The sequence below is a fragment of the Eudoraea sp. genome (genome assembly GCF_049669105.1).
Taxonomy (GTDB): domain Bacteria; phylum Bacteroidota; class Bacteroidia; order Flavobacteriales; family Flavobacteriaceae; genus Eudoraea.
In genome coordinates this window covers 1-3202 of sequence record NZ_JBATKE010000033.1, presented here as the reverse complement: position 1 = coordinate 3202, position 3202 = coordinate 1, and the positions used below count along the sequence as shown (strand labels likewise).

Genomic DNA, 3202 nt, shown 5'->3' with positions numbered 1-3202 from the left:
CAACTAGTCAATAAACTCAGTTTATTGCGTTTATTTCCCTTTCAAATATACCTTTTTGTTTAATAGATCGAAAGGACTTGTAATATCTGTTAAATTGGTAGTACATACATGTGTGTAAATTTCAGTTGTTTTACTTGAACTATGCCCCAAAAGCTTCTGTATATATCTCAGATTCGTACCATTCTCTAATAGATGTGTCGCAAATGAGTGACGTAGAGTGTGCACAGTGGCAGACGAACGACCCAAAGCTTTAAATTTGGCACGGTTAAAAAATTGCCGAATACTAGATGGGCTGTATTGTTGCTTTGTTTGACCTTCAAATAACCACTTTTTGGGACGGTATATTTTATAATAATCCCTTAATAGTTTTAATAGGTCATTAGAAAGTAATGTAACTCTGTCTTTTTTTCCTTTAGCATTACGAACCCATATCCGCATACTGGAAGAATCAATATCGATAATTTTCAAATTAATGCATTCTGATATGCGTAACCCTGACCCGTAGATAATAGATAATATTGTTCTATGTTTCAGATTACGAGTAGCTTCAATAATTTGATGAACTTCTATTAAGGACAATACCTTGGGTAATGTTTTATGTTTTGTCGGCCTTTCCAGTTCATAAACAGTAACAGGATGCTTCAGTACTTTTTCTATGTAAAATTTTATCGCATTTATGCTTTGATTTTGATAGGATACAGAGACATTTCGATCTGTAACCAACCAAAGATGATACTTGGTAATATGGGTTTTATTTACATGATGCAAAGGCATTGGATATAGATATTTTAAAAATTGACGGAACATATGAACATATGTCTTAATAGTATGTTCACTATAGTTTTTCAGTAATAGCTTTTGCTGCATCAATTCAAGTGACAATCTATAGTTTTGATCTGTAGAACCAAGGCTAGAAGGAGTAGGGATGACTATTGGTAATGATTCTCTCATATAGTGAAAGTCATCAAAAAAAATATTATTTTCGCATTAATAGACGTTTACATACGTATATAAACGTTAAATAATACGACTAATGAATATACGGTTTTGTTTAGCTTGTGAAAAAGAATTGAAAGGGCGGTCAGATAAAAAATTTTGTGATACACAATGTAGAAGTATTTATCATAATACCAATAGACCCACTCATGAACTTTCGATTCGAAGAATAAACAGCAAGCTACGGCGAAATAGAAGTTTGTTGGCTCATTTTTGTCCAAGTGGTAAAAGCATAGTTGAGAAAGAAGTTATAGCAAAATTGGGATATAGATTTGAGTTGTTCACTCATATTTTCCCATTTAACAGCGGAACCTATTTTTTTTGCTACGAATATGGATATCTTCCTATAAATGAAAAAGGAACAGAAAAAATGTTAATAGTACACAAACAAAAATATATGGAAAAATTGAGTTTCTACCCTTGGGATTTTAAAATCATAAAACATGATTCAAAATAGAAGATATTTAAACATAGGTCTTTAATGACTTTTCAAAAATGAATATGCAAGAAAATTTCAATTTCAAAAACGCAAATATTTCATGCTATTTGTTTGAGTTTTTTGTTTGCTTTGCAAACGAAAGAGGATAAGCAAGAGGATAACACGCTAAAGCGATGTTATTATTTATAATCAATTGAAAATCAATTGACTATGTTTTTCAAGATTAAATTTCTTATCCATTTTTCAAGTAAAAACCTTTGCAGGCCTCATTTTATGGCAAATTTTTAGAGTAAAAAGAGAGTTCAAGATGTGTCTTTGTTGCCACATAGACAATCTTGCTTTGCTCCCGGAGGTCGCCAAGAAAAAATAACTTGTGGAATGAATCGCCTCATTACAATGATTAAAAAAGCGAGCGAAACGGAGTTTCGTGCTGCAAGCCCAAATCTTACCGAAACTAATCTGCTTGCAAGGTAATGAGATGATTTTTAAAAAAATTTACGCCAAACTTTTTCAATGTTTTCAAGGGTTTCCGAGATTTTTGTGCCAAAATTTTGGAGATTTTATAAATTAACAAATTGTAGCAATCCACCAATTTCACTAGTCTTTAGACCAATTTCTAGATATATAACACCGCTTTAGCGTGTTATCCTCTTGCTTTACATATCTTATCCGCTACGCTCCTAAAATCTGTAAACTTTAATTTGGTACACTAATAAGCAAAAAGTAGCATGCGCCCTATCATGTTTTTGCTTGACGCTTATCTTTCCAAACACTACAAAAACCTGATAGGATCCATGCGCAAAGTTATGTGTAAGATTTGGGGGGACGAGTTTTTCTTTTTCAATAGCATTCATTTCAAATCTGCCTAACCCAACTTTTGTTGAAGCATTTCCATATCGTCCCCGATCTTCCGTTCCACTACCCTAGCGTAAATCTGTGTAGTTGATAGTTTGGAATGTCCTAAAAGTTTGGATACAGTTTCCAATGGAACTCCATTTGATAGGGTAACCGTTGTTGCAAAAGTATGCCTTGCTACATGGAAGCTAAGGTTCTTATGAATATCACAAGCAATGGCAATATTTTTTAAATACTTATTTGTCTTTTGATTGGAACAAATGGGCAATAGAAATTCCGATGTTGTGTCCAATCTATTGTACTTATCCAAAATCTCTTTTGCCTTATAGAGTAATGGTATTTTCATCGGGGTTTGGCTTTTCTCCCTCGTACAATGTATCCAGTCCCTTCCATCTATTCCCTTTACTAAATGGTTATCGGAAAGTTGTTTTACATCTACATAGGAAAGACCGGTATAACATGCAAATAAGAACATATCCCTGGTTCTTTCCAAATGGGGCTTGGTAAGTATTGTTTCTTCCAATCTTATCAGTTCTAGGCGGTTTAAAAAAGCTCTGTCAAAAGTTTTGAACTTCATTTTATAATCCCTGAAAGGATTTTTTTCCATCCATTCCAGTTTTACCGCCAAGTTCAATAGTTTTTTAAAACGCTCCAAATGCTTCATCGTTCCATTATTGGTCAATTGAAGTATACCGTTCTTGTCTTTCTTTCTTCTTAGGAATTTTTCAAAACCGACAATAAAAGTATATGAGAGGTTTTTCAGGTACATATCCGATGTTCGCAATTCTTTTTCCAAATATTCCTTCAGATATTTTTCCGTTGTGGAGTAGTTTTTCAATGTCCCTTTTTTCAAAACATTGACCATATTTTCTGAATGATAGATTGATATATCACATATTGACCTACTGACAT

3 protein-coding genes are annotated in these 3202 nt (G+C 33.1%); 1 reads left to right on the top strand and 2 read right to left on the bottom strand.

Annotated features, from left to right (window positions below):
* Positions 1–30 precede the first annotated feature (30 nt).
* Complete coding sequence (locus WBM60_RS02230) at positions 31–951, bottom strand: tyrosine-type recombinase/integrase (protein ID WP_424282041.1); 921 nt, start codon at positions 949–951, stop codon at positions 31–33.
* Positions 952–1033: 82 nt separating this feature from the next.
* Here WBM60_RS02230 and WBM60_RS02225 point away from each other — a divergent pair, with 82 nt between their 5' ends.
* Positions 1034–1453, top strand: a complete 420-nt coding sequence (locus WBM60_RS02225; protein ID WP_424282719.1) for a hypothetical protein — start codon at positions 1034–1036, stop codon at positions 1451–1453.
* A gap of 847 nt (positions 1454–2300) precedes the next feature.
* On the opposite strand, the gene WBM60_RS02220 is transcribed toward WBM60_RS02225, so the two are convergent.
* Positions 2301–3202, bottom strand: a 902-nt coding sequence (locus WBM60_RS02220; RefSeq protein ID WP_424282718.1) for a site-specific integrase, incomplete at its 5' end; no start/stop codon positions are given.